At 65.4% G+C, this 25,795-nt stretch carries 21 protein-coding genes and 1 tRNA gene; 14 read left to right on the top strand and 8 right to left on the bottom strand.

All coding sequences use genetic code 11. The annotated features are described in order from the left end of the window. On the bottom strand, positions 1 to 1,647 hold the full coding sequence (locus ACX12F_RS00195) for a peptide ABC transporter substrate-binding protein (protein ID WP_459367731.1): 1,647 nt from the start codon (positions 1,645 to 1,647) through the stop codon (positions 1 to 3). Between the two features lie 208 nt (positions 1,648 to 1,855). Continuing rightward, on the bottom strand, positions 1,856 to 2,506 hold the full coding sequence (locus tag ACX12F_RS00190; protein WP_459367730.1) for a class I SAM-dependent methyltransferase: 651 nt from the start codon (positions 2,504 to 2,506) through the stop codon (positions 1,856 to 1,858). A gap of 356 nt (positions 2,507 to 2,862) precedes the next feature. Between ACX12F_RS00190 and ACX12F_RS00185 the strand changes: the two genes are divergently transcribed. From ACX12F_RS00185 to ACX12F_RS00160, 6 genes are all read left to right on the top strand, one after another. Beyond that, positions 2,863 to 3,546, top strand: a complete 684-nt coding sequence (locus ACX12F_RS00185; RefSeq protein ID WP_459367729.1) for a GAP family protein — start codon at positions 2,863 to 2,865, stop codon at positions 3,544 to 3,546. A gap of 101 nt (positions 3,547 to 3,647) precedes the next feature. Continuing rightward, entirely contained in the window at positions 3,648 to 4,223 is a 576-nt protein-coding gene (locus tag ACX12F_RS00180; RefSeq protein WP_459367728.1) for a hypothetical protein, read from the top strand. Then, a protein-coding gene (locus ACX12F_RS00175) for an IS3 family transposase (RefSeq protein ID WP_280109264.1) occupies positions 4,138 to 5,363 on the top strand; the annotation gives its coding sequence in 2 pieces (ribosomal slippage) (positions 4,138 to 4,398 and positions 4,401 to 5,363; 1,224 coding nt in all). The genes ACX12F_RS00180 and ACX12F_RS00175 overlap by 86 nt, the downstream gene beginning before the upstream one ends. A 1,386-nt stretch (positions 5,364 to 6,749) precedes the next feature. Then, the gene (locus ACX12F_RS00170; RefSeq protein WP_459366463.1) at positions 6,750 to 7,991 is read left to right on the top strand and encodes an IS256 family transposase; all 1,242 of its coding nucleotides are present in this window, start codon (positions 6,750 to 6,752) and stop codon (positions 7,989 to 7,991) included. An 816-nt stretch (positions 7,992 to 8,807) separates the two neighbouring features. Then, a complete protein-coding gene (locus ACX12F_RS00165) occupies positions 8,808 to 9,230 on the top strand; it encodes an LppU/SCO3897 family protein (protein WP_459367727.1) in 423 nt (140 codons plus the stop codon). Between the two features lie 58 nt (positions 9,231 to 9,288). Further along, on the top strand, positions 9,289 to 9,954 hold the full coding sequence (locus tag ACX12F_RS00160) for a hypothetical protein (RefSeq protein WP_459367726.1): 666 nt from the start codon (positions 9,289 to 9,291) through the stop codon (positions 9,952 to 9,954). Between the two features lie 452 nt (positions 9,955 to 10,406). Here the strand turns inward: ACX12F_RS00160 and ACX12F_RS00155 are convergent, their stop codons facing one another. The 4 genes from ACX12F_RS00155 to ACX12F_RS00140 all read right to left on the bottom strand — a co-directional run bounded on the left by ACX12F_RS00155 (position 10,407) and on the right by ACX12F_RS00140 (position 13,697). Next, the gene (locus ACX12F_RS00155; protein WP_459367725.1) at positions 10,407 to 10,964 is read right to left on the bottom strand and encodes an IS3 family transposase; all 558 of its coding nucleotides are present in this window, start codon (positions 10,962 to 10,964) and stop codon (positions 10,407 to 10,409) included. A gap of 6 nt (positions 10,965 to 10,970) precedes the next feature. Beyond that, positions 10,971 to 12,241 (bottom strand): IS3 family transposase gene (locus tag ACX12F_RS00150; RefSeq protein ID WP_459367093.1). Its coding sequence is split into 2 segments (ribosomal slippage): positions 10,971 to 11,968 and positions 11,968 to 12,241, totalling 1,272 coding nucleotides; the frame shifts between segments, so codons are not numbered across the junction. A 51-nt stretch (positions 12,242 to 12,292) separates the two neighbouring features. Further along, positions 12,293 to 12,934, bottom strand: a complete 642-nt coding sequence (locus tag ACX12F_RS00145; RefSeq protein ID WP_459367724.1) for an IS3 family transposase — start codon at positions 12,932 to 12,934, stop codon at positions 12,293 to 12,295. Between the two features lie 680 nt (positions 12,935 to 13,614). Beyond that, positions 13,615 to 13,697 (bottom strand) — tRNA-Leu (locus tag ACX12F_RS00140). Between the two features lie 276 nt (positions 13,698 to 13,973). Here ACX12F_RS00140 and ACX12F_RS00135 point away from each other — a divergent pair. The 7 genes from ACX12F_RS00135 (at position 13,974) to pknB (ending at position 23,741) form a co-directional block, all read left to right on the top strand. Then, positions 13,974 to 15,503, top strand: a complete 1,530-nt coding sequence (locus ACX12F_RS00135; RefSeq protein ID WP_459367723.1) for an FHA domain-containing protein — start codon at positions 13,974 to 13,976, stop codon at positions 15,501 to 15,503. A 124-nt stretch (positions 15,504 to 15,627) separates the two neighbouring features. After that, positions 15,628 to 16,095 (top strand): FHA domain-containing protein FhaB/FipA, encoded by a 468-nt coding sequence (locus tag ACX12F_RS00130; protein ID WP_459367722.1) that lies wholly within the window; start codon positions 15,628 to 15,630, stop codon positions 16,093 to 16,095. Beyond that, the gene (locus ACX12F_RS00125) at positions 16,092 to 17,639 is read left to right on the top strand and encodes a PP2C family protein-serine/threonine phosphatase (RefSeq protein WP_459367721.1); all 1,548 of its coding nucleotides are present in this window, start codon (positions 16,092 to 16,094) and stop codon (positions 17,637 to 17,639) included. The genes ACX12F_RS00130 and ACX12F_RS00125 overlap by 4 nt, the downstream gene beginning before the upstream one ends. 37 nt (positions 17,640 to 17,676) lie before the next feature. Beyond that, positions 17,677 to 19,122, top strand: a complete 1,446-nt coding sequence (locus tag ACX12F_RS00120) for a peptidoglycan glycosyltransferase RodA (protein WP_459367720.1) — start codon at positions 17,677 to 17,679, stop codon at positions 19,120 to 19,122. Next, the gene (pbpA, locus tag ACX12F_RS00115; RefSeq protein ID WP_459367719.1) at positions 19,119 to 20,597 is read left to right on the top strand and encodes a D,D-transpeptidase PbpA; all 1,479 of its coding nucleotides are present in this window, start codon (positions 19,119 to 19,121) and stop codon (positions 20,595 to 20,597) included. Before ACX12F_RS00120 ends, pbpA begins: the two co-directional genes overlap by 4 nt. A gap of 31 nt (positions 20,598 to 20,628) precedes the next feature. Further along, positions 20,629 to 21,858 carry a protein kinase domain-containing protein gene (locus tag ACX12F_RS00110; RefSeq protein ID WP_459367718.1) on the top strand — a complete coding sequence of 410 codons (1,230 nt, stop codon included), beginning with the start codon at positions 20,629 to 20,631 and terminating at the stop codon, positions 21,856 to 21,858. Further along, on the top strand, positions 21,855 to 23,741 hold the full coding sequence (gene pknB / locus ACX12F_RS00105; RefSeq protein WP_459367717.1) for a Stk1 family PASTA domain-containing Ser/Thr kinase: 1,887 nt from the start codon (positions 21,855 to 21,857) through the stop codon (positions 23,739 to 23,741). The genes ACX12F_RS00110 and pknB overlap by 4 nt, the downstream gene beginning before the upstream one ends. Positions 23,742 to 23,828: 87 nt before the next feature. Here the strand turns inward: pknB and ACX12F_RS00100 are convergent, their stop codons facing one another. Further along, entirely contained in the window at positions 23,829 to 24,497 is a 669-nt protein-coding gene (locus tag ACX12F_RS00100) for an aminodeoxychorismate/anthranilate synthase component II (protein ID WP_459367716.1), read from the bottom strand. A gap of 33 nt (positions 24,498 to 24,530) precedes the next feature. Then, complete coding sequence (locus tag ACX12F_RS00095) at positions 24,531 to 25,352, bottom strand: DUF881 domain-containing protein (RefSeq protein WP_459367715.1); 822 nt, start codon at positions 25,350 to 25,352, stop codon at positions 24,531 to 24,533. An 80-nt stretch (positions 25,353 to 25,432) separates the two neighbouring features. Here ACX12F_RS00095 and crgA point away from each other — a divergent pair, with 80 nt between their 5' ends. After that, positions 25,433 to 25,717: a cell division protein CrgA gene (gene crgA, locus ACX12F_RS00090; protein WP_155900292.1), complete on the top strand. Its 285-nt coding sequence runs from the start codon at positions 25,433 to 25,435 to the stop codon at positions 25,715 to 25,717. Positions 25,718 to 25,795 lie beyond the last annotated feature (78 nt).

The raw sequence follows: 25,795 nt of genomic DNA, 5'->3' as shown, positions 1-25,795 counted from the left end.
TTATCCCTTGGTGTTCTCGGCGACGTCGCCCTTGGTGATCTGGGTGAAATCGGCCAGACCGTTCCAGGTCAGCTGGGCCGTCACACCCGGCCCGACGCCGCCGGCCGCGGTGTAGTCCCAGAGCGGGATCACCGGGAGGTCGTGCATGAGGATCGCCTGGGCTTGATTGACCAGCGCATACGACTGGTTCGGGTCGAGCGCCCGCTCCGCCTCGATCAGCTTCGCGTCGAACGCCGGTGAACTGTAGACGGGATCGTTGGAGCCCGCGCCGGTCACGAACTGGGGCTGCAGGAACTCGATCATCGACGGGTAGTCGCCCTGCCACCCGCTGCGGAACGCGGTCCGAATGGTCCGCTTGGTGATCGCGTCCCGGACCTGCTTGAACGTCGGCTGCGGAGCGCCGTGCGCGTCGATGCCGAGCGTGTTCTTCAACTGGTTCGACAGCGCGTCAATCCACTCCTGGTGATCGCCGTCGGAGTTGTACGCGACCTCGAAGGATCCCGACCACGGCGCGATCGCGTTGGCCTGCGCCCAGAGCTGCTTGGCCTTGACCGGATCGAACTTCAGCACCTCATTGCCCGGGATGTTCGGGTCCCAGCCCGGTAGCGACCGGGCGGTGAAGTCCTGCGCCGCGCCGCGGGCGCCGCGGAAGATCGCCTTGATGATCTCGGGCCGGTTGATCGCCATCGAAATCGCCGCGCGTCGTAGGCGACCCTCCTCGCCGCTGAAATGCGGCAGGTAGTAAGGGATTCCGAGTTGCATGTTCTGAGCGGTCGGTTTGGTCAACGCCCGGCTGCCGAGCACCTTCTGGTACGTGCCCAACGCACTCACCGGCACCGTGTCGAGCACGTCGAGGTTGCCGGACTCGAGGTCGGTGTACGCGGTGTCGAAGCTGCTATAGAAGATGAAGCTCAGGCCACCGTTTTTCGGCTTGTCCGAACCCCGGTAATTCGGGTTGCGCACCACGTCGAGCTTGACGTTGTGCAGCCAGGCGTCCGGGCCCTTCAGCATGTACGGGCCGTTACCGACGGGATGCTCGCCGAACTTGGCCGCGCCCTCGGTGAAGAACACATCGGGTAATGGCTTGAACGGCGTAAACCCGAGCCCCAGCTTGAAGTCGATGTTGGGGCTGGTGAGGCGCACCGTGAAGGTGTAGTCGTCCACCACCTTCAAGCCCGACATCTCGGTCAGCCGGGAGGCCTCGGCGGCGACGGCGTCGTATCCCTCGATCGGCGAGAAGAAGCTCTGCTGCAGTTGCCCATTGACGGTGGCCGCACCGAAATTCCAAGCGCGGACGTAGTTTTCGGCCCGCACCGGGGTGCCGTCGGTGAAGGTCCAGTCCCGTCGAAGGTGCACCGTGTAGTTCTGATTGTCGGTGGTGTCCACGGACTCCGCGTTGGCCAACATTGGCGTGCCGTCAGCGGTGTAGCTGTAGAGCCCCGTGAACAACGAATCGACGACGCGACCGCCCATGTTCTCGTTGGTGTTGGTGGGCACCAATCCGTTCTGCGGTTCACCGCCGTTGACGGTGATGATCGCGTCCGGGCCGGTGCCGTAGTTGCCGCGTGCGCCTTCCAGGCTGCATGCCGACGCGGCCAGCACCACGCCCAACGCCGCCGCGCACACTGACCTTGCTGCCCATTTCACTGTGGACCTCCGATCGGGTCCTTCACATTCCCACAGCTCGATTCGGTCGGCCAGGCGAGGAACGTCAGGTGTGAGCCCTGGTGCCGGCGTAGGACGAGTGTGTTCAACCGTCTGGCGGCAGTGATCGACGAGCCGGTGTTCGGGTCGACACTGCAAACTGCCGCCTCTATATCCAGGTGGGCCGGAAATCTCCCGCGAAGCAGCACAGTTAGTCGAGTTCCGCGACCAGCAGGCGATAGCCGAGGTCCAGTTCCGGAAGGTCTAAGAGATGCGCGTTCTTGAGGGCCCAGTCTCCCGTGTTCAGGTCGATGGCTAGACGCGAAAGTCCTTCTTCTAGTTGATGATTCGGCGTCAATGCACACAGCGACATCCCCGCGCGAACCGTCTCGTCCAGGTAGGCATGGGGCCGGCGCCAATACGCACCGCCGAATCCGTCGGTGCAGTCATGTGGCACAGAGATAGTGACGACCCGTGCGTCGCCCAGCAGTGACATCAGCCTCGACATGGGGACGGCCAACTGAGCGTCAGTCGCCGCGGCCGCGGGCAGGTAGTCGCGCAGCAACCAAAAATCCTTGAAAGTGCCGTGGTCCCAAGTCAATACGACTACGCGCCGGCGAGCGACACGGATCATTTCGCAGATGCCGCGCTCAAGATCCTGCCAATGGTGCACTGTCAGTACCGCGACCGCCGCATCGACACTGTTGGACCGAAGTGGTAGGTGCTCGGCAATTGCCTGCACCGCTGGGGCAGCGTTAGTACTTCGTTGGTCGATCATCACGCGACTGGGCTCGATCGCGATGACCGTCTCGGCTGGTTCGTACGACCCGGCGCCCGCACCGATGCTGGCCACGGAGGCCATGCCGGCCAAAACGGCATTGATCGCGGCGGCGATACGCGGGTCGGGTTGACGGGTGCGCCCATAGGTCAGACCGGTCTCGTCATACCGGTGCTGTGATCCGCCGCCAGGCACGGACTATTCCTAGCACCAAATCGGTGGGCGGCGGTCCGCTACGAACCGGTCGCGAAACCCATCGGGAGGGGTTGGAACGCTAAATGATCTGACATCGCGGGTGAGAACGGGCCATCCACCGCCATCGACACATTCTTATTGTTTGCTTACCTTTCGGTTGGGCGCCGTATGGTGAATGGGACGTTCATTGCGAGCGTTTCGGTGCACCCTTGCCGATGCTCCAAGGGTGTCGGGGGAACGCGACGATGACGGCACTGTTGCTGACATTGGCGGGTTTGGCGTTCCTCGACTCCCTGAATGTCCTGAACATCGGCGTCGTCTCGGCGGTGATTTATGGCAGCCGATTGAATCGCCAGTCTGCGCTCCCGGGTGGCGTCAGCTTCATCTCCGGACTCCTCGCGGTAACGACCACTTTCGGCCTGTGCGCCGTGCTCGGCTTGGGATTGCTCACCGACCTGACCGACTTCCATCTGACGCCGTCGGTGAGGTACTGGGGCGAGATCGTGCTGGGACTGGTGCTGATCGTGCTGGCATTCTTCCCACTGGTCGCCCAAACCACCGCGCCAGGGTGGGCCTTGGCTGCGATGCGCCAGCGCCCGTGGCTGCTCGGATTCCTGGGCGCCGCAATCGGTCTCGGCCAGGCTCCTACTGCTGTTCCCTACTTGGCTGGCCTGGCAATGATCGCCGCGCTACATCCCCGGCCGCCAACCTGGCCAGTGGTCGTAATCGTGTACTCGGTCCTGACCATGTTGCCGTGCATGGTGCTTCTCGGCCTGTCCACCAGCCGAAGTAGACGGGCCGATCAGGCGCAGCGCTGGCTGATACGAAGTCTCACTCGATACGGTCCGATCGGGGTGCGCTTCTTATTCCTGGTCGCTGGAGTGGCCTTGTTCGCTGATGCCGTGGTTCACCGCAATCAATGGTGGTGACACCGAGCTCAGATGCACGGGTCCGCGACATCCGGCCCCCGCACCGGACACCTACAAGGCCGTCTACACCGAGCTCTAGTGAGGATTAGGAGGGCCGTCAGATGCCCGAGAACAAGGCGATCGTTTCCGATACCTCTATCGATGTCGGCTGGCCGGTGGTTCTTGGCGTGGTCGTCGTCTTCGTCGGCGCGCTGGTTGCGGTGAACTCGTTCTGGCCTGACTACCTCTCCGTTGCTGCCTGGGTGGCCGTCGTCGCGTTGATCGTCCTCATCGCATTCCCTCTTGTCCGCCTCGCCCGGCTGCAGAGCCGGGTCATGACTTCAGGGCACTTAGCCGTTGGTGTTGTCGAAAAGGCGGCAGAGTGGCGAACGCACCACGACGAGGGCACCGGCTACACCGTCGGGACGGTGGTCACCGTCCGTTTCACCGACCAGGACGGCCAGATGCGCCGGACCACGCAGTCCGTCGAAGGCCTCCTCGAGATCGGGCAGCAGGTCAGCTTGAAATACCTCCCGGACCGAGTGGGGTTGACCCCGTTTGGTAGACATCCTGATCGCTCGGCTGCGGCTGGGCAGGGAAGGATGGCACCTGATGGGTGCGAAGAGGAAGTCGTATACCCCGGCCTACCGGCGGGAGGCGGCGCATCTGGTGATCGATACCGGGCGCACGATCGCTGAGGTGGCGCGGGAGATCGGCGTGGGTGAACAGCTGCTGGGCCGGTGGGTGGCGATCGAGCGGGCGCAGATGGCTGATCCGCCGACGGCGATCGATGCTGATGAGCGGGCCGAGCTGGCGCGGTTGCGCCGTGAGGTGGCCGAGTTGCGGATGGATCGGGAGTTCCTGAAAAAAGCCGCGGCCTTCTTCGCTGCGGAGAACTCGAACCCGCCGAGGCGTTCGAATTGATCCACGCGCAGAAGGCCGTCGCGCAGATGCCCACCATCGCCCGGATGTGCACGCTGCTGGGTGTATCGCGGTCGGGCTACTACAAGTGGGTCACCGGGCTGCTGGCCCGCGCAGCCGGCACGCTGAGCGGGCGGGCGGCGCGCAACGCGGACCTGGTGGTCAAGATCCGGGCGGCTCATGACGCCTCCGATCAGGTGAACGGCGCTCCGCGGATCACCGCCGATCTGCGGGCCGCCGGTGAAGTCGTTTCCCTCAAGACTATTGCCAAACTGATGCGCCAGAACGGGATTCGCGGTATCAGTCCGCGACCGTGGACACCGCCGACGACCATCGGCGGTGGCGGGCCATGCGTCATACCGGATCTGGTGGCACGCCAATTCGATCGCGGCGAGCTGAACAAGGTGTGGACCTCTGACATCACCTACCTGGCCACCGGGCAGGGCTGGTTGTATCTGTGCGCGGTCCGTGACGGCTGCTCGCGCCGAGTCCTGGGGTACGCCTTCGCCGCCAGTCTGCACACCGACATAGTCGAGCAGGCCTTGCGGCGGGCTGTGTTGTTCCGTGACCCGCCACCGGCCGCCGCGCCGGCCGATCGGGTGATCTTTCACGCCGACCGCGGCTGCCAGTACACCTCGGCGCAGTTGACCGGCGTGGCTAAAGAGGTCGGGGTCCGGTTATCGGTCGGTCGGACCGGTGTCTGCTATGACAACGCGCAACAGGAATCGTTCTGGTCGACACTGAAAACCGAGTTTTATCAACGGCATTCGTTCACCACGCATCGCGAGGCGATCCTGGCGGTCAGCAACTGGATCGAGAACACGTACAACCGGTCACGCCGACACAGCAGTCTGGGCATGATCAGTCCGATAACCTTCGAACGACAGCTCGTCACAACGGCCAACCAGGCCGCTTAACCGATGTCTACCAAACGGGGTGAACCCCACACCACATCAACAGCGACCGCAACTACTGGCCCAACAAACAAAAACCCCGGCCAAAAGGCCGTGGTTCCCTGTAACCGATGACTCGAGTCGTCACCACTCCAGGGTTCTCTAGATTTGAGAGTGCAGCGCCTCAATGAAGCCATCCGGGTCCGTGAGACTCAGGTACAGGCAACCGAACTTCGCCCCAGGTGAGACTCAGCATCTGCACCGATTTCGAAGCAACCGGATGGTTGAGCTTCAGCTCGGACTATCCCGCCCCACGGAGAGCGATCGATCCGCGCGCTGGATCGTGCGTTAGCCCAGACTGGGGCGTCGTGCGTGTTTGCTGTACTGCGGCTAGTCGCCCCGCTAAGGGGAACGTTGTTGGACGATAGGACTGATCATAGGATCGCTTGCCTAACCCGACCACACGGATTGACACGTCAGCTCCAGTATGTGATGGTAGCTGAGAATGCGCTGGGGGGTGCAATTCGGCGACACTGAGGGGGAAACTTAGTGACCATACGAACGCGGCTACCGCGGGGCTTTCGGCGCGCAATGGCTGTAACGGCCGGGGCTGCGGTGATGCTAGCTAGCATCGTGGTGATCGACCGGGACACCTCCGGCGGGGTGGGGCTGTCAGCGTTGCCTGGTGCCACTGGTCAGCCGGCGCCCACCGGACCGACTGGCGGCGGCTCCGGGAGCGGTTCCGGTAGTGGGCCAGCATTCCCGATGCAGCCGCCGGATATGCCCAGCCGCCCACCAAACGGGTACAACAGCGGCTCGTATCCGGCACCCGATCAGGGCAATGGAATATCCATCTACAACTCTGGCGCTCCGGAGAGCCCAGGAAGCCAGGGCGGCTCTCAGCAGGCTCCGAACTACCCGCAGCAGTTGCAGCCGGCCAACGGATCTCAGCCGCCTAATTACGATGCTCCGCTGCAAACCGCGGCACAGCCATCGGTCGCGCCGACGCAGGCACCACACAGCGCCGCACCGCAACAACGGCAGCCTAGCCAGGCCCAACAGCAACCCTCGCAACAACCCCAAGACACTCAACAAAGCGAGCAACACCAGACTCAATGCCAGCAAGCCGCCGCTCAGTTGGCTGCGCAGTCCGCCGGGTCTGCGATACCCAGTGGCGGTGGCCGGGGCATCCTGATCGGGGGCATTCGGAAGAATGGTGGGCCGTGGAAGCTCGACCCACCACCGCCACCGAACCCCTCATGCCCGAACTGCCCACCCACCACGGCAAAACAGCTCCCTCCTGAGATAAAGGACGGGGACTGTCCGAACAACGGTGGATCTGATCTTGGTCTGACACGCCGAGCGTGAGCTTGGCGGGAAGGACTGACGATGTCAGAAACACTCGAATCTATGGCGATTGACCTGGATCAACGGCAGCTAGCGGAGCAGCTGCTCGCACAAGCGAAGGAACAAGGCGTCGAGCTGGTCGGCCCGAATGGGCTGCTGAACCAGTTGACCAAGAACGTGCTGGAAACGGCACTGGATGCCGAGATGGCCGAGCACCTGGGCTATGACAAGCATGACCCGGCTGGCCGCGGCAGCGGTAATTCCCGCAACGGCACCCGGACCAAAACGGTGTTCACCGAGATCGGCCCGGTCGAGATCGACGTGCCGCGGGACACCAACAGCTCGTTCGAGCCGCAGATCGTGAAGAAACGTCAACGGCGCCTGACGGGGATCGATGAAATCGTATTGTCGCTGACGGCAAAGGGATTGACCACTGGGGAGATTGCCGCCCACTTCGCCGACGTCTACGGAGCCACGGTATCCAAGGACACCATCTCGCGGATCACCGACAAGGTGGTCGGCGAGATGACCGAGTGGTGCAACCGGCCGCTGGAGTCGGTGTATCCGGTGGTGTTCATCGATGCGATCTTCGTCAAGGTCCGCGATGGTCAGGTCACCAACCGGCCCATCTACGTCGCGATCGGGGTCACCTGCACCGGTGAGCGCGACATCCTGGGCCTGTGGGCCGGCGATGGCGGTGAGGGTGCAAAATTCTGGTTGGCGGTACTCACAGAGATCAAGAACCGCGGCACCGCCGATGTGTGCATGGTGGTCTGTGACGGCCTCAAAGGGCTGCCGGAGGCGATCAACACGGTGTGGTCCCGCGCGGTGGTGCAGACGTGCGTGATTCATCTGCTGCGCAACACCTTTCGTTACGCGTCGCGTAAGTACTGGGATCAGATCGCCAAGGACATCCGGCCGGTCTACACCGCGGCAACCGAGGCTGCGGCCAAGGAACGGTTCGTCGAGTTCACCGCCAAGTGGGGTGCGCAGTATCCGGCAATCACGGCGCTGTGGGAGAACGCCTGGAGTGAGTTTGTGCCGTTCCTGGACTACGACGTCGAGATTCGTCGCGTCATCTGCTCGACGAATGCGGTCGAATCCCTCAATGCCCGCTACCGGCGGGCGATTCGGGCCCGCGGGCACTTCCCGACCGAACAGGCCGCGCTCAAGTGCCTCTACCTGGTGACCCGATCCCTAGACCCCACCGGCCGCGGTAAGGCACGATGGGCGATGAGGTGGAAGCCCGCACTGAACGCGTTCGCGATCACCTTTAACGGCCGGATCACTCCGACTGGCAACTAACCAAATGCCAGGATCAGATCCACCGTTTATCTGACAGTCCCAAAGGACGCGATTCACCAGGAAGTGAAGCAGGAGGTTAAGGAAGCCACGAAATGCACGTGGGACACCTACGCGGAGGACGCGGCCGGGATGGTAGTCGGATTTCTTGGAATGGTCGGCGGCGCACTGACATCTGAGTTCGGTGTTGGCCTTGTCGTTATTGGGGCGGGCGCTACCGCTACTGGCATTGCCTACCATCAGTTACTTAAGTGCAGTACTTCGGTAGGCGGTAGCTAAATGGAGGATAAACAATGAGCGATGTTGCTATCGACATTGCAACGGCACTTTTCGTCCTTGTTGCAATCGCACTCGCAGTCAGCCTACGTATGTATGTGTTCCGCCGAGGCGCCGCCACAGAGCCTCCGCAGTTAAAAGTGGCGATATTGATTTTCACCTGCGGAGTAGTGACAGCTCTTCTCGCAGTGCATGCAACGGGATTGAGCCGCGTTGGGTTCTTGGTCAGCGGAGGTCTCGAGATTGCCTGCGCTGGGGTCATTTATGTCCGCGGTCGGCGTCGTGATTAGTGCAGGCGTCGCAAGAAATGGATGCTTCACACAAATTGGCGAAGTTAGAGTGGTTACCCGAGTCATGAATAGCTTTAAATCCGTCGGGCGGCGCATGACGCTCACGTACATCGCTATGGCTCTGCTGTTGGTTGGCTCCGTTACGGGGTGTGGTGACACGGCTTCGGATCGTGCGGTACATCCGGTTGCCACGACGAATTCGCCAGCAGCAAGTCCGGTCGCGGATTTCGGGAAGATTCCGGGGGAATTCCCCGTGGGAGAACCGGTCGCGGCGGGGGCGCAGTTGGCGCCGGTGGGTGCTTGCGTAAGCCTCCAGGGAGCGCCGCCGGAACCGTCGTTGTCCGTCGTCGATTGCGGATCGGCCAACAACGGATTCAAAGTCGTTCAACGCGTATCAACCCCAGCTGAATGTACGCCCGACGTTGATCAGCGGTTCTATATGAATCCTGAAGGTGGGCAGTTCACCGCCTGTCTGGACTACGCCTGGAGCAGCAAGGACTGCCTGACCATCAGCAAATACAGTGCTACGCGCGTTGCCTGCGACGCGACCGGCGTGGGTGATCGAGAAAAGCCAGTGAACGTGATCGCCGATTCCACGTCCATAGCTGGGTGCCCGACCGGCGGCTTCGCACACGCAGTGCGGCGGTTCACGGTGTGCACCCAGACCGTGCACTAACACTAGGTTTGTTGTGGGTAGGGGTAGAGGTAGGGAGTTTTCTGCCGCTGAGCGGGCTGTGGCTCTGGATTTGTCGGTGCCACCCAAGCAGGCCGCGCAGCAGTTGGGGCGCAGCGAAGGCACTATCCGGTCGATGCGCGCCAAGGAACGGTTGCAGCGCCGGCCGGTCCCCGAAGACAAGCACGGCACCCAATACGCGGCGAGGACCTACGGCTGCCGCTGCGAGCCCTGCCTTAACGCCGCGCGTGCGCATGAGCGGGCCTGGGCAGCACAGAGGCCGCTCGAAGCCAAGGTCCGCAAAGCAGCCCGCACTGCGGTGCGCCATGCGGCGCAGCGGGAGCAGCGGAGTGAAATCTGGCGAGCGCGCAGTGCCACGGTCGCGGAGATCACCGGGGCCAAGGCGATTCGGTCCGGTGAGCCTGTCACCGATGAGGACATCGAGATCGCCTGCGATATGTCGTTGACCGCTATCGAGGCGGCGTTAGTATTGGGCCGCACGGCGACGGCGGTGGACAAGATTCGCTTTCGGTATCGCAATCGGTGTGACCCTGCTCAGCAGCCCCGCAGCAGGCCATGGACCGACGACGAACTCGCCATCGCCCTCGATGAATCAATACCGCTGGAGCAAGTGGCGACTCGCCTTCACCGCAGCCCCCAGGCCGTCGCCGCCAAACGCGCAACCGCAACTCGCACAGGCACCCAGCCACCACGGCACGAACGCTGATCGCCAACGTCAGTGGCGTCTCGTTTCTTTAGATGCGAGACGGGCTATCCGTTCGACAATGACCTGCCGGTCGAGATCCCCCGCTAACCTGACCTGACACCGTGACTAATCGGGTCAATGAGTCTGCCAACGGCGATGACGACGACACCGACTTCTGGCTAGCGATTCCGGGCTTCTGCGGGTGCTTCGGTCGATTGGGCAGCCGGACGCCCAGGTGTGCGAGCAGCTGGACGTTGCGGTCCCAACCACGGAGTCATCAACTGCGGCGTAGCTATCCGCTTCTAGCCCGCAGCGGCGAAGAGCCGCCGGGGGACCGTGCTCGACGCGCGGTTTCATGACCCACGTTGCGACCCAACCTCAGTCGCAACTATCGCCCACCCTGATCGCAGACGGTGTGGCGTGTTCCCTGTGAATGGGTCCAACTGATCTGTCCCCGCTGTTTCGAGCCGCGGTCATGCGAGTTGAGGGATCGAATAGGTGGATGTCCAGAGCGTTTCGAACTCCGTGGGGCTGATGTTACCGAGGTAGCTGTGGCGGCGTTCGACGTTGTAGAAGTTGTCGATGTAATCGGCCATGGCGGCGGCCAATTCGATGGTGGTGGCCCACTTGCGGGTGTTGAGTAGCTCGACCTGCATCCGGGCCCAGAACGACTCCATGGCGGCGTTATCGAAGCAGTCGCCCACCGTGCCGAATGAGCCGAGCAGGCCCCATCGGCGCATGTTCTCCCCGAAGCTCCAGGACGTGAACTGCGTGCCGTGATCGGTGTGCAGAATCGTTGAACCACTTCGGTTTCGGCTTTCGACGGCCATGTTGACCGCATTGTTGACCAATGCGGTGTCCGCGGTAGTTGAGAAGGTGCGGGCCACGATCATCCGGGAGAAGCAGTCCAAGATCGCGCAGCAGTACACCTTCCCATCACGCGCGGGGTGTTCGGTGATATCCGTGCACCAAAGTTCGTTGGGCCTGCTAGCAGTGAACCGTCGATTTGAATCGCCCCGAGTTTGGTGCACACCTGGTTATGGGTGTGCAGCCTCGGATTGGGCTGTCTTCGTAGCGTAGTAGATCTGCTCGTACTCGATCGGTGGGATGCGGCCCAGTCGGTGCATGAGCCGATGGGTGTTGTACCAGTGCACCCAGTCGGCGGTGAGCAGTTCGACGTCGGTCAGGCGGTGCAGGGGGCCACGCCGCAGCGGTGAGTCGTCGCGGACGGCCTCGGTCTTGTACAAGCCGATGGTGGTCTCGGCCAGGGCGTTGTCGAAGGCGTCCCCGACCGTTCCGATCGACGGCACCAATCCCGATAGCGACAAGGTCTCCCCGAACCGCACCGAGGTGTACTGCGACCCCGCATCTGAATGGTGAATTGTATTGCCCGTCAATGGGTTACCCTCACGGCGCCGTAGCTCGGCGGCGTGCTGGATCGCCCGGCGTACGAACCGGTCTTCCTTGCTCGCTGAGCAGGTCCAGCCAACGATCCGTCCGGCGTAGGCGTCGATGGCGAACGCGGTGTAGACGAACACCCCGCCGGCCAGCCGGACATAAGTGAAGTCGGCCACCAGCAGCATGTTAGGGGCCGGCACCCGGAATTGGCGGTCCACCAGATCCGGAGCGCGGTCGGCCGCCGGATCGGCGATGGTGGTGCGGACCTTCTTGCGCCGGCGCACACCCTGCCAGCCGTTGGCCTTCATCAGGCGCTCGACGGTGCAGCGGGCCACCGGGATGCCCTGGCGCTGTAGGTGCGCCCACATCTTCACCGCGCCATACAACGACTCGGGCTTGCGTCGGCCCGCCTCGTCAGGTTCGTAGTAGCCGGCCAACACCTCGGTGATGACGGTGTCCCACAAGGCCCGCGCCGACGGCGGTCGGGCCAGCCAGGCGTAGAAGGTTCTCGGGGCGATCTGGCAGCCATGCTCGGACAGCACGCGGCAGATCGGAGCGACCCCGAACCGAGCGCGATGCTCGGCGATGAACCCGCAAATCAGCGGTGTCGCGGGTCGCTCTCCCGCGCGAAGAAACTTGTTGCCGCCTTGAGGATTTCGATGGTTTCCTCAAGCTCACGGTTCTTACGTTTGAGTTCCCGCAACTCCCGTGCGGTATCGGACGGGACACCATCGCGGACCCCGGTATCGACCTCGGCCTGGTTGACCCACCGGCGCAGCGATTCGTAGGACACCCCCAACCGCTTGGCGACCGCGGTGATGCAGGCCGTGCGGGTTTCGTACTCCTCGGCATGGTCAGTGACCAGCCGCACCGCCCGGGCCTTGAACTCCTCGTCGTACTTCTTCGGCATGATGCGGACAACCTTCCCTCGAAAGAAGGTGTGCATCAAACTCGGGGCGATTCAATTGACCAGGTCAACTGGGGTGTCGACGCCGATCAGGTTAGGTTTTCGCCGCCCGGGGCGCGGCAACCCGTAGAGACCTTGCTCGGACATGATCGAGTTGACAAGTTTGTGGTTGACGTTCATGTCGTAGTCGGCCAACAGCGCAGCGCGCACCCGCTTGCGCCCGTAGGTACCGCGGGATCGCTGATAGATCTCGGTGATTGTGTCAGCCACAATTAACCGCCGCACCTCACGGTCCGGGACGGGCCTGCGCCGGTGATACTGCAACAGGGAACGGGCCAATCCGGGTATCCGGCAGGCAGATCGGGCTGAGTGTCCTCGCGCGATCAGTCCCTCAGCGATCGCGCGTCGGCGTTTTGGGGGCACCACCGCCTGTTCGTCGAATAAGGCGCACGCGTCGCGTGTCAACGCCAACTCGGCCTCGAGTTGGGCGATGCGCTTGTGGGCGGCTGCCAGTTCGTCGGCCTCCACGCTCGGGGTGCCCTCGATGACGCCGGCATCGATGAGCGCTTGATGTTTCCAACGGAACAGCGTCGCCTGGCAGATACCGGTTTCGGCAGCCAACACGGCTACCGGTTCACCCGACCGAAGCCGGGCAACGATTTGCCGACGCACCGACGACGAATACTGACGGGGCATGTGACCTCCCGATGATCACTCTGCCCTCGACTCTCACAACCGTGGACCAACAACACGGGTACAGATCAGTTGGTCTCATTCACGGGGAACACGCCACGAGCGCCTGCGAGTGGCGACGTTGCGGGCCGGCATGCCTTCAACCGAGCGCGCAACGTAAAGGTGTTGGGCTGCAAGCTAAGTCAGTCCATATCGGTACGCTTCGCATGCCGCGGCAGTATGCCTCGAACGAAATTCGATCGACCACTTCATCTGTGTTGCTGGACTCAGCCTGGCACTACAGCTGTGGCGGCGATGTTGGTCAACAACCCCGAAGCAACAGTTGTAGATGCAGTGAGCACCTCACTCTTAGCGCAGTCAGCGTTCATACGCATCGCCTCCTTTCGCTTGCCATCTCGAAGCCGAGAAACGAGCACCGGAAGAACGTTGAGAAAAACAGCCACCACAACCAGGAGCAGTGCCAGACCCGGACCTGCCGGGCTCAATCCAGCCAGATGATTCTATCCATCCTCGACCTCAGCGGGGAGATGGAGTCCATCGACTCAATTTCGGGACCCACGCGACGAAGTCCCACTTGCCCCAATTCCTGTGGCTTCGGCACGCCATCTCGACAAAACACAAAGGTCACGAACCCTTTTGAGTTCGTGACCTTGATGCCGGCAGTTCGTAGAACTGCTGTTGAGTGGGCGAAGGGGGACTTGAACCCCCACGTCCCGAAGGACACTGGCACCTGAAGCCAGCGCGTCTGCCATTCCGCCACTCGCCCCAAACAACTGGGAGAGAGTATCACCACCCCTACCCCCGGCTCCAAATCCGGCGCTGAGCACCGGCTTCTGCACAATTCGGCTCGCGGAAACCGCAAAATCGCGCGCTCGGACGCTCCGCGTGCCGGCTCGCCACCTCCTGACCTGCACCTTTGGAATTCTCACGATTCTGTTTGTCACGTATTGCAAGGTCAGGCCGATACCATGCGTAACAGTGATGTCCGCATTTATTGCTCACATCACATCTGGACCACCGAGACGAAGCGAGGCAGGGGTACATGGGTCTGGTCGACCGGATCGAGCGCAAGCTCGAGACCACGGTCGGAGACGCTTTTGCCCGCGTCTTCGGGGGGTCGATCGCGCCCCCTGAAGTCGAGGCCGCATTACAGCGGGAAGCAGAATCCGGTGCCCACGATGTCGGTGGCGGCCGTATTTTGGCACCGAACCAATACGTCATTACGCTCAGTAACACCGATTTCGAGAAGGTGAACGCCGATCCTGACCTCACACCCAGTGCTTTTGCCAAACACCTCGAGGGATTCGTCCATGAGCGGGGATGGCAAACGTATGGTGAGGTGGTCGTCAGGTTTGAGCCGTCACCTGGCCTTCATACCGGCCAATTCCGCGCCCACGGCGTGGTCAACCCCGACTCAACCGCCGGGCCACCGCGGCCGGCACCCAGCGACCGCGTGCACACCGCAGAACCAGGAGTACCAACGATGACTGACAACCCGACCCACCGCCCCGGCCAGGGACAGGGCCAGCCAGGCGACGAGTACGACTACGGACGGCAGCCCGACGAGCAGCAGCGCGGTCAGCAGTACCCCCAGGACCCGAGCCAGGGCGGCTACCCGCAGCAGGGTTACGGACAGCAGGGCGGCTACGGCGCTCCGCAGGGTGGCCCCGGTTACGGACAGCCTGGTGGTTACGGGCAGCCGGGTGACCAGGCCGGTTACGGCGCGGGCCCGGCCGGATACGGCCAGGGTGGCTACGGCGGCCCGCAGGGTGGCCCTCCCGGACCGCCGCCCGTCGGTCCGCAGGGTGGCTACGGCCAGCCCGAGCAGGGCTACGGCCAGCCCACCTACGGCCAGCAGCCCGACCAGGGCTACGGCGGTCAGCAGGGCGGCTACGGACAACCCCCGCAAGGCGGCTACGGCCAGCCCGACCAGGGCTACGGCCAGCAGGGCGGCTACGGCCAGCCCCCGCAGGGCGGTTACGGCCAGCCCGACCAGGGTTACGGTCAACCGGCTGGCCAGCCCCAGCAGAACTATGGTCAGCCGAGCTACGGCCAGCCTTCGGGCCAGGGCGGCTACGGCGAGCAGAACTACGGACAGCCGCAGCAGGGTTACGGCCAGCCCCCGGTGGATCAGGGCTATGGCCAGGCCCCTGCCGCGGATCCGGGTTACGCCCCGGCCCCGGCCGGCTACGGCGAACAGGGCTACGGCGCCAGCGCCGGCGCCGGTTATGCCGAGCCCGACTACGGCCAGCCGGGCGGCTACGGCGGTGGCTACGGTGCCGCCGGCGCGAACGTCACCCTGCAGCTCGATGACGGCAGTGGCCGCACCTACCAGCTGCGCGAAGGCGCGAACGTCATCGGTCGCGGCCAGGACGCCCAGTTCCGCCTGCCCGATACCGGCGTCTCGCGCCGTCACCTCGAGATCCGCTGGGACGGGCACACCGCACTGCTGTCGGATCTGAACTCGACCAACGGCACCACCGTCAACAACGCCCCGGTTCAGGAGTGGCAGCTGGCCGACGGCGACGTCATCCGGGTGGGTCACTCCGAGATCGTGGTCCGCGTTCACTGAGCCCGGTTTCCGTCACCGGCCGGATGATGTGCACACCGGCCGGTGATCGCCAAAGTATCGTGACGATGCCGACGGCTACCGGGCACCGGGCCCAGCCTCGACGCGGCAACGGAGAGGACGTCGGATGCAGGGGTTAGTTCTGCAGCTGACGCGTGTCGGTTTCCTCCTGTTGCTCTGGCTTTTCATCTGGTCGGTCCTGCGCGTGCTGCGCACCGACATCTACGCACCCACCGGAGCCGTCATGGTGCGGCGCGGCCTGGCGATCCGGGGCACTTTGCTGCCCAATCGGGACCGACGCCGGTTCGCGCGCCAGTTGGTGGTGACCGAAGGCGCCCTCGCCGGCACCCGGATCACCCTGACCAGCCAGCCCGTCCTGATCGGCCGGGCCGACGACTCCACCCTGGTGCTCACCGACGACTACGCCTCGACACGGCACGCCCGGCTGTCACCGAGAGGCTCCGAGTGGTACGTCGAAGACCTAGGATCGACCAACGGTACATACCTGGACAGGGCGAAAGTGACGACGGCGGTAAGGGTTCCAATGGGAACGCCGGTTCGAATCGGCAAGACGGTAATTGAGCTGCGCCCGTGACACTCGTACTCCGATATGCCGCGCGCAGTGACCGCGGCCTGGTCCGCGCCAACAATGAGGACTCCGTCTACGCCGGGGCCCGCCTGCTGGCTTTGGCCGACGGCATGGGTGGCCACGCCGCGGGCGAGGTCGCCTCGCAGCTGGTCATCGCGGCCTTGGCGCACCTGGACGACGACGAACCCGGCGGCGACCTGCTGGCGAAGCTGAACGACGCCGTCCACGACGGCAACACGGCCATCGCCGCCCACGTCGAAGCCGATCCCGAGCTCGAGGGCATGGGCACGACCCTGAGCGCCATCCTGTTCGCGGGCACGCGCCTCGGCATGGTGCACATCGGCGACTCCCGCGGCTACCTGATGCGCGACGGCGAGCTGACACAGATCACCAAGGACGACACCTTCGTCCAGACCCTGGTCGACGACGGCCGCATCACTGCCGAAGAGGCCCACAGCCACCCGCAGCGCTCGCTGATCATGAAGGCGCTGACCGGCCACGAGGTCGAGCCGACGCTGACCATGCGCGAGGTCCGCGCCGGCGACCGCTACCTCCTGTGCTCGGACGGGCTGTCCGACCCGGTCAGCCACGAAACCATCCAGGCCGCCATGCAGATCCCGGATGTCGTCGACTGTGCCGACCGGCTCATCGAGCTGGCGCTGCGCGGCGGCGGTCCGGACAACGTCACCGTCGTCGTGGCCGACGTCGTCGACTACGAATACGGCCAGACCGCACCCATCCTGGCGGGCGCGGTGTCCGGTCAGGACGACGACACCCTGCCGCCCAACACCGCGGCCGGACGCGCCTCAGCCTTCAATCCGAAGCGCACGGCTGCAGCGAAAAAGCCTGTGGCACAACCCGATCCACCGCAGCGCAAGCGGCACACCCGACGCAACCTGATCATCGGCGCCATCCTGCTGATCCTGCTGCTCGTCAGCGGACTGGCCATCGGGCGCTACCTGATCCGGAGCAATTACTACGTGTCCGGCTACAACGGCTCCGTCTACATCATGCGCGGGATACCAGGCTCCCTGCTCGGCCTGCCGCTGCAGGAGCCGTACTTGCTGGCCTGCCTGGACACCCACTCCGAGATGACGATCATCGGCGTCGACGACACCCATCCCGGCTGCCAGCCCATGAAGGTCGCCGACCTGCGCGAGTCGGGCCGGGCCCAGGTCACCGCCGGCCTGCCCACCGGCACGGTCGACGACGCGATCCGTCAGCTCAAGGAACTCAGTCGCAGCTCGCTGCTGCCGCTGTGTGCGCCGCCCGTCGTCGCCCCGCCCGCCCCCGGCGCACCCGCACCGTCGCTGTCCGTGGTGCCCCAGCCGCCGCGCGGGCCAGCCCCCGGACCTGAGGCGCCGGCCTCCACGACGCCGGCCCCCACCACTGCGCCGACCGCGGCTCCCAGCCCGGCGCCGGTCCCCAACCCGTCCAGCCCAGCGCCTGTCCCGGCCACCCCCTCCGTGCCCGCGGCTCCGTCCCCGACGGCCACGGCACTCCCTCCGCCACCTCAGGAGCCGGGCACAAACTGCCGGAACGCGTCATGACGACCGGAGGACGACCGGAGCGAGCGGGAGTCGACGCATGACCACGCCGGGGGGATCGCAGCGACGGGAAGACACCCAGCCGCAGTCCCCGGTCGCGGTCGCTCCTCCACTGCCAAACCGGCGGAATTCCGAGTTGGTCCTGTTGGGGTTCGCCGCGGTGATCACGACGGTGGCGTTGCTGATCGTCGAGGCCAATCAGGAGAGCGGCCTGCGGATGGACCTCATCCAGTTCATGGTCGGCTTCATCGTGCTGTTCGGCGGCGCTCACCTGGCCGTGCGCCGCTACGCGCCCTATGCCGACCCGCTGCTGCTGCCGGTGGTCGCGCTCCTGAACGGCCTGGGCCTGGTGATGATCTACCGGCTGGACCTGTCGGCGCACGCCCGGCCGGCGGGCATCGTGCCGGGCGGCAACGCCAACCAGCAGATGCTGTGGACGCTGCTGGGCGTCCTGGTGTTCACCGCGATGCTGATGGTCGTCCATGACCACCGGATGCTGGCCCGCTACGGCTACGTCTGCGGCCTGGCCGGCCTGGTACTCCTCGCCATCCCCGCGGTGCTGCCCGATTCGGTGGCCGAGCAGTACGGCGCCAAAATCTGGATCCGGTTGCCAGGCTTCTCGATTCAGCCCGCCGAGTTCTCCAAGATCCTGCTGCTGATCTTCTTCGCCAGCGTGCTGGTCACCAAGCGCAGCCTGTTCACCAGCGCCGGCAAGCACATGTTCGGCATGGACCTGCCCCGGCCGCGCGACCTGGCGCCGCTCATGGTTGCCTGGGTCGGCTCCATCGGCGTCATGGTCTTCGAGAAGGACCTCGGGGCGTCCCTGCTGCTGTACGCGACGTTCCTCGTGCTGCTGTACGTGGCGACCGAGAAGCTCAGCTGGGTGGTCATCGGGTTGAGCTTGTTCTGCTTGGGAAGCTTTGTGGCATACCAACTTTTCGACCACGTGCGGGTGCGCGTGCAGAACTGGCTGGACCCGTTCGCCGATCCCGACGGCGCCGGTTATCAGATGGTGCAGTCCCTCTTCAGCTTCGCCACCGGCGGCATCTTCGGCACCGGCCTGGGGAACGGGCAGCCCGGCACCGTGCCCGACGCCTCCACCGACTTCATCATCTCCGCGGTGGGCGAGGAGCTCGGGCTCGTCGGGCTGGCCGCGGTGCTGATGCTCTACACCATCGTCATCATCCGGGGCCTGCGCACCGCCATCGCTGTGCGCGACAGCTTCGGCAAGCTGTTGGCCGCCGGCCTCGCCGCCGCGCTGGCACTGCAGGTGTTCATCGTCGTCGGCGGTGTCACGAAACTGATTCCGCAGACCGGCCTGACCACGCCATGGATGTCCTACGGCGGCTCGTCACTGTTGTCCAACTACGTGCTGCTGGCCCTGTTGCTGCGGGTCTCGCACGTGGCCCGCCGGCCGCTGTCGACCCGCAGCCCCAACACGTCGTCGATCGCGTCGGCCAGCACCGAGGTGATCGAGAAGCAATGAACACCTCACTCCGTCGCGTCTCCGGACTGGTCATGGCACTGGTCGTGCTGCTGCTGGCGGGCGCCACCACCACCCAGGTGTTCGCGGCCGACAGCCTGCGCGCCGATCCGCGGAACCAGCGGGTGCTGCTCGACGAGTACTCACGCCAGCGCGGTCAGATCACGGCCAACGGCCAGCTGCTGGCGTACTCGATGCCGACCAACGGCCGGTTCCGGTACCTGCGCATCTACCCGAACCCGCTGGTCTACGCGCCCGTCACCGGCTTCTACTCCCTGCAGTACTCGAGCACCGGCCTCGAACGCGCCGAGGACAGCATCCTCAACGGCTCGGACGAGCGCCTGTTCGGCAACCGCATCGCGGACTTCTTCACGGGCCGTGACCCGCGCGGCGGCAACGTCGACACCACGATCGTGCCGCGGGTGCAGCAGGCCGCGTGGGACGCGATGCAGCAGGGCTGCGGCGGCAACCCGTGCAAGGGCTCGGTGGTCGCGCTGGATCCGTCCACCGGCAAGATTCTGGCCATGGTGTCGTCTCCGTCATACGACCCCAACCTGCTCGCCTCGCACGAGGGCGACAAGCAGTCCGCCGCCTGGCAGGAGCTGCGCGACAGCCCCGACTCACCACTGCAGAACCGGGCGATCTCCGAGACCTACCCGCCCGGGTCGACGTTCAAGGTGCTGACCACCGCCGCGGCGCTGCAGGCCGGCGCCACCCCGGATACCCAGCTGACCTCAGCGGCACGAATCACGTTGCCGGACAGCACCGCAACGCTGGAGAACTACGGTGGCGCGGCGTGCGGCGGCGGCCCGACGGTGTCGCTGCGCGAGGCATTCGCCAAGTCCTGCAACACCGCCTTCGTCGAACTGGGATTGCACAACGGCGCCGACGCCATGCGGACCATGGCCAAGCAGTTCGGCCTGGACACCCCGCCGCCGGCGATCCCGCTGCAGGTCGCAGAGTCGACCGTCGGCCCGATCTCCGACGCCCCGGCCCTGGGTATCTCCAGCATCGGCCAGAAGGACGTCGCCCTGACCCCGCTGCAGAACGCGATGATCGCCGCGACCGTCGCCAACGGCGGCGTCAGCATGGCCCCTTACCTGGTCGACGACCTGAAGGGACCTGACCTTTCCAACATCGCGGCCACCTCACCCCACCAGCAGCGCCGGGCCATCTCATCCCAGGTCGCGGCTACACTTACGGATCTGATGGTCGGCGCCGAGCAGGTGACGCAGCAGAAGGGAGCCATAGCCGGCGTGCAGATCGCATCCAAGACGGGCACGGCCGAACACGGCACCGATCCACGGCACACCCCACCACACGCGTGGTACATCGCTTTTGCCCCGGCGAAATCCCCGAAGGTCGCAGTCGCAGTCCTCGTGGAGAATGGTGGAGACCGTTTGTCCGCAACCGGCGGTGCGCTGGCCGCACCCATCGGGCGGGCCACCATCGCCGCGGCGCTACGGGAGGGATCATGAGCGGGCAGCGAGAAGCGGAGGCGGATCGCGGATGAGCGCACGCGTCGGAGTCACACTTTCCGGCCGCTATCGACTTCAGCGACTCATCGCCACAGGTGGCATGGGTCAGGTCTGGGAAGGCGTCGACAGCAGGCTCGGCCGACAGGTCGCCATCAAGGTGCTGAAGGCCGAGTATTCCACCGACCCCGAGTTCGTCGAGCGGTTCCGCGCCGAAGCGCGCACGGTCGCCATGCTGAACCACCCCGGCATCGCCAGCGTCTACGACTACGGTGAGACCGAGCTCGACGATTCCGGCCGCACCGCCTACCTCGTCATGGAGCTCGTCAACGGCGAGCCGTTGAACTCGGTGATCAAGCGCACCGGCCGGCTGTCACTGCGGCACTCGCTCGACATGCTGGAGCAGACGGGCCGGGCCCTGCAGGTCGCGCACAGCGCCGGCCTGGTGCACCGCGACGTCAAGCCCGGCAACATCATGATCACCCCGACCGGCCAGGTGAAGCTCACCGACTTCGGTATCGCCAAGGCCGTCGACGCGGCCCCCGTCACGCAGACCGGCATGGTGATGGGCACCGCCCAGTACATCGCGCCGGAGCAGGCCCTGGGCCACGACGCCACCGCCGCCAGCGACGTCTACTCGCTCGGTGTCGTCGGCTACGAGTCCGTGTCCGGCCGCCGGCCGTTCACCGGCGACGGCGCCCTGACCGTCGCGATGAAGCACATCAAGGAAGCGCCGCCGCCACTGCCGGCCGACCTGCCCCCTAACGTCCGCGAGCTGATCGAGATCTCGCTCGCCAAGGACCCCATCCACCGGTACCGCAGCGGCGGCCCGTTCGCCGACGCCGTCGCCGCGGTCCGCGCCGGACGCCGCCCCCCGCGGCCCAACCAGGCACCGACCATCGGACGGGCCGCTCCCGCGGCGATCCCGTCGAGCACCCAGGCGCGGGCAGCCGTCGAGCCCGCCCGTCCGGCTCCCGCGACGCCGCGGCCGCGGCCCGCGACCGGAAACCACCGCACGTCCCCGCCCGCGCGGCGGACGTTCTCGCCCGGACAACGCGCGCTGCTGTGGGCGGCAGGCGTACTGGGTGCGCTGGCCATCGTCATCGCGATCCTGATCGTGCTCAACGCGCAGGACCGGCAGGACCAGAAGAACCAGCAGCAGTCCACTGTCACCAACACCATCACCGAGACCACGAAGACGCCCGGCGCACCGGCGGGTCAGTCGGCTTCGCTCCCTGAGCTGTCAGGACCGGCCATCTCATGACCACGCCCCAGCACCTCTCCGACCGCTACGAACTGGGGGACATCCTCGGTTTCGGTGGTATGTCCGAGGTCCACATCGCCCGCGACCTGCGGCTGCACCGCGACGTGGCGGTCAAGGTGCTGCGCGCCGACCTGGCTCGGGACCCCAGCTTCTACCTGCGGTTCCGCCGCGAAGCCCAGAACGCCGCAGCACTGAACCACCCGGCCATCGTCGCGGTCTACGACACCGGTGAGGCCGACACGCCGAACGGCCCGCTGCCGTACATCGTCATGGAGTACGTCGACGGCGTGACGCTGCGCGACATCGTGCACACCGAGGGTCCGCTGCCGCAGCAGCGCGCCATCGAGATCATCGCCGACGCCTGTCAGGCCCTGAACTTCAGCCACCAGCACGGCATCGTGCACCGGGACATCAAGCCGGCGAACATCATGATCAGCAAGTCCAACGCGGTCAAGGTCATGGACTTCGGCATCGCCCGTGCCATCGCCGACAGCAGCAACCGGATGACGCAGACCGCGGCGGTCATCGGCACCGCCCAGTACCTGTCGCCCGAGCAGGCCAGTGGGCAGAACGTCGACGCCCGCTCGGACGTCTACTCGCTGGGTTGCGTGCTCTACGAACTGATCACCGGTGAGCCGCCCTTCGTCGGTGACTCCCCGGTCGCGGTGGCCTACCAGCACGTCCGTGAGGACCCGGTGCCGCCGTCGCAGCGGCACGCGGGCATCTCGCCGGAGTTGGACGCCGTCGTGCTCAAGGCCCTCGCGAAGAACCCGGACAACCGCTACCAGAGCGCCGCGGACATGCGGAACGACCTCATCCGCGTGCACGCCGGCGAAGCTCCCGATGCGCCCAAGGTGCTCACCGACGCCGAGCGCACCGCGCTGATGGGCTCCGGCGGCGGCTTCGGCGGCCCGCGCAGCATGATGCCCGAACCGATCAGCGTCAATCCGCAGCCGTACCGGTCGACGGACCGGGCCGCAACGCCCATCGGCCGCTGGCTCATCGCCGTGGCCATCCTGGCCGTGCTGACGGTCGTCGTGACCGTCGCGATCAACCTGATCAACGGCAGGCCGCACGACCAGCAGATTCCGGATGTCCGCGGGCTGGCTCAGGCCGACGCCGTCGCCAACCTGCAGAACCGCGGCTTCAAGACCCGCACGCAGCAGCGGCCCGACTCCACGGTGGCGCCCGACCACGTGATCGGCACCGAGCCGTCGGCCAACACGTCGGTCGCCGCCGGTGACGAGATCACCATCAACATCTCGACCGGTCCGGAACAACGCGAGGTGCCGGACGTCTCGAAGCTCTCGCCCGCGGACGCGATGGCCAAGCTGCAGTCCGCCGGTTTCCGGAACATCCAGCAGACGGTCTCGCAGTCGCTGCCGGAACAGAAGGACCGGGTCATCGCGACCAACCCGCCGGCGCATCAGACGTCGGCGATCACCAACGTGATCACCATCATCGTCGGCTCCGGGCCGGGCCTGGTGCCGGTTCCCGATGTCAACGGGCAGACCGTGGACGTCGCGACGAAGAACCTCAACACCGTCGGCTTCCTGACGATCCTGACAGCCCCGACCGACAGCCCCAAGCCGGCCGGCGAGATCATCGGCACCGACCCGCCCGCGGGTACTCCGACCGCCAAGGACGCGCCGATCACCCTGAAGGTGTCTCAGGGCAACCAGTTCGTCATGCCGAACCTGACGGGCCAGTTCTGGACCGACGCCGAGCCGAACCTGCGGGCCCTCGGCTGGACCGGCGTGCTGATCAAGGGTGCCGACGTGCAGAACAGCGGCCAGCGCAGCAATGCGGTGGTGAGCCAGATGCCGGCGGCCGGCAGCGGCGTCAACTTCAACGCCTCGATCACGCTGAGCTTCGCCTCGTAATTCGCGCTATCCCGCGCCGAAGCGGCGTTCCAGCAGACGGCTACTCGTACTTCCGCTGCTGGAACGCGGTTCCGGCGAATTGCGGAATCAGGCGGTGCGGGTCGCGGCCGAGACCGCGTCGGCGACTTCCTGCTCCAGGCGACTGACCAGCCCCTCGTCGAGAGCCTGGCCGCAGAACGCGAGCCAGTTGGCCAGCATCCGGTGGCCGCCCTGGGTGAGGATGCTCTCCGGGTGGAACTGCACGCCGTGGATCGGCAGCTCGCGGTGCCGGACCGCCATGATCACGCCGCTGTCGGTCTGCCCGATGGCCTCGAGCTCATCCGGCAGTGTCTCCGGCAGGATGGTCAGCGAGTGGTAGCGCGTCGCGGTGAATGGGTCCGGAAGTCCTTGCAGCACACCACTGTTCGCGTGGTGGACCAGACTGGTCTTGCCGTGCAGCAGTTCCGGCGCGCGATCCACCGTGCCGCCGAAAGCCACCCCGATGGCCTGGTGTCCGAGGCACACCCCGAGTAAGGGAGTGTGCGTCTCGGCGCAGGCGCGGACCAGGGGAATGGAGGCGCCCGCCCGTTCGGGAGTGCCGGGACCGGGGCTCACCAGGATCCCGTCGAACTCCGCGGCCACGGCGGCGACGCCTCCCGGGGTGGAGACGCGCTCGTCGTCGCTACGCCAGACCTGCGCGTGCACCCCGAGCTGGCCCAGGTACTGGACCAGGTTGAACACGAAGCTGTCGTAGTTGTCGAGGACGAGAACCTGCATGTCGTCAGGCTACTGGGTCACCCGTGGACCCGATCAATACGTAACCGGTCCGGCCGGTTGGGCGTACTTGAGTTTCACCGGCATCCGGTGGCCGACGACGTCCACCGACGCTCGCGACTCCTCGGTGTAGCCGAGCCCGAACCGCACCACATACTGCTTGTACAGCGCCACCAGCGGCGCGGCGGCGAGCGCGGCGCGCATACCGTCGACGTTGCCGATGACGGTGATGACGTACGGCGGGCTGTACGTACGGCCATTGAGCAGCAGGGTGTTGCCGACGCAGCGCGGGGCCGAGGTGGCCAGGATCCGCTGGTCCTGCATCTGGACGGCCTCGGCACCGCCCAACCACAGCGCGTTGAGCACCGCCTGGACGTCCTGCTGGTGCACCACCAGGTCGTCGGGCGTGGCGTCACGGGGGTATTGACCCTGCGCGTTGCGCTGCGCGTCGTTGAGGGTGATCACCAGGCCCGGGCCACGCATGGGATCGAGACCCAGTTCGAGCCCGAGTTCGTTGGCCCGGCTGGTGATGGCACCGAGCGCGGCATCGGCACCGGGCGTACCGCCGTGGTGGTTGTCGAGCTGATGCTGCAGGCTGTCGCGTTCGGCGGTCCGGGCATCTACCGTGCGCTGGGCTTCCTTGACCATGTCGACGAGGCGCGGCGCATCGCTGCGCCGGATTTCGCTGCCCCCGGACACGCTGTGTGTGGTCGCGAGCAGAAGGCCGGCGAGCACACAGACCACGGGCACGCCTAAACGCCAGGCGGAGTGCCGGGACGGCTGGGCAGGTTCCGAGGTCCCGGCCGTCCACCAGGGCCTGCGAGGCGACACGTCTTCTGCGTTAGGCTCTGAGTGCATACCGCTCCATCGTCGCACCGAATTGCCGGTTTTTCTCCACCGGCGCGGGAGTGCGGCACCGACTGTCCGCGAAGGTACCAATGCCCAAGTCCAAGGTTCGCAAGAAGAACGACTTCACCATCAACCCGGTGAGCCGGACGCCGGTGAAGGTCAAGGCCGGACCGTCGAGTGTGTGGTTCGTGGTGTTCTTCTGCTCGCTCATGCTGATCGGGCTGATCTGGCTGGCGGTGTTCCAGCTCGCCGCTCTCAACCCGGCCGGCACTCCCCACCTGCTGAAGTGGATGGCCGACCTCGCCCAGTGGAACTACGCGATTGCCTTCGCGTTCATGATCACCGGCCTGCTGCTGACCATGCGCTGGCGCTGACCTGGGTTTTCAGCCCCGGATCGTTACAAACCGGTCTCGCTGCGTAACCCAATCGGCAACCTCAAGGCCACACAATCA

The sequence above is a fragment of the Mycolicibacterium sp. HS_4_1 genome (assembly GCF_054515875.1).
This window is presented reverse-complemented; position numbering and strand designations above follow the sequence as displayed.

Excerpts from the sequence above, each read along its gene's own strand:
- ACX12F_RS00190 (WP_459367730.1), bottom strand. The coding sequence starts at position 2,506 with ATGGCCTCCGTGGCCAGCATCGGTGCGGGCGCCGGGTCGTACGAACCA.
- ACX12F_RS00185 (WP_459367729.1), top strand. The coding sequence starts at position 2,863 with ATGACGGCACTGTTGCTGACATTGGCGGGTTTGGCGTTCCTCGACTCC.
- ACX12F_RS00180 (WP_459367728.1), top strand. The coding sequence starts at position 3,648 with ATGCCCGAGAACAAGGCGATCGTTTCCGATACCTCTATCGATGTCGGC.
- ACX12F_RS00170 (WP_459366463.1), top strand. The coding sequence starts at position 6,750 with ATGGCGATTGACCTGGATCAACGGCAGCTAGCGGAGCAGCTGCTCGCA.
- ACX12F_RS00145 (WP_459367724.1), bottom strand. The coding sequence starts at position 12,934 with ATGCCCCGTCAGTATTCGTCGTCGGTGCGTCGGCAAATCGTTGCCCGG.
- ACX12F_RS00135 (WP_459367723.1), top strand. The coding sequence starts at position 13,974 with ATGGGTCTGGTCGACCGGATCGAGCGCAAGCTCGAGACCACGGTCGGA.
- ACX12F_RS00130 (WP_459367722.1), top strand. The coding sequence starts at position 15,628 with ATGCAGGGGTTAGTTCTGCAGCTGACGCGTGTCGGTTTCCTCCTGTTG.
- ACX12F_RS00120 (WP_459367720.1), top strand. The coding sequence starts at position 17,677 with ATGACCACGCCGGGGGGATCGCAGCGACGGGAAGACACCCAGCCGCAG.
- pbpA (WP_459367719.1), top strand. The coding sequence starts at position 19,119 with ATGAACACCTCACTCCGTCGCGTCTCCGGACTGGTCATGGCACTGGTC.
- ACX12F_RS00110 (WP_459367718.1), top strand. The coding sequence starts at position 20,629 with ATGAGCGCACGCGTCGGAGTCACACTTTCCGGCCGCTATCGACTTCAG.
- pknB (WP_459367717.1), top strand. The coding sequence starts at position 21,855 with ATGACCACGCCCCAGCACCTCTCCGACCGCTACGAACTGGGGGACATC.
- ACX12F_RS00100 (WP_459367716.1), bottom strand. The coding sequence starts at position 24,497 with ATGCAGGTTCTCGTCCTCGACAACTACGACAGCTTCGTGTTCAACCTG.
- ACX12F_RS00095 (WP_459367715.1), bottom strand. The coding sequence starts at position 25,352 with ATGCACTCAGAGCCTAACGCAGAAGACGTGTCGCCTCGCAGGCCCTGG.
- crgA (WP_155900292.1), top strand. The coding sequence starts at position 25,433 with ATGCCCAAGTCCAAGGTTCGCAAGAAGAACGACTTCACCATCAACCCG.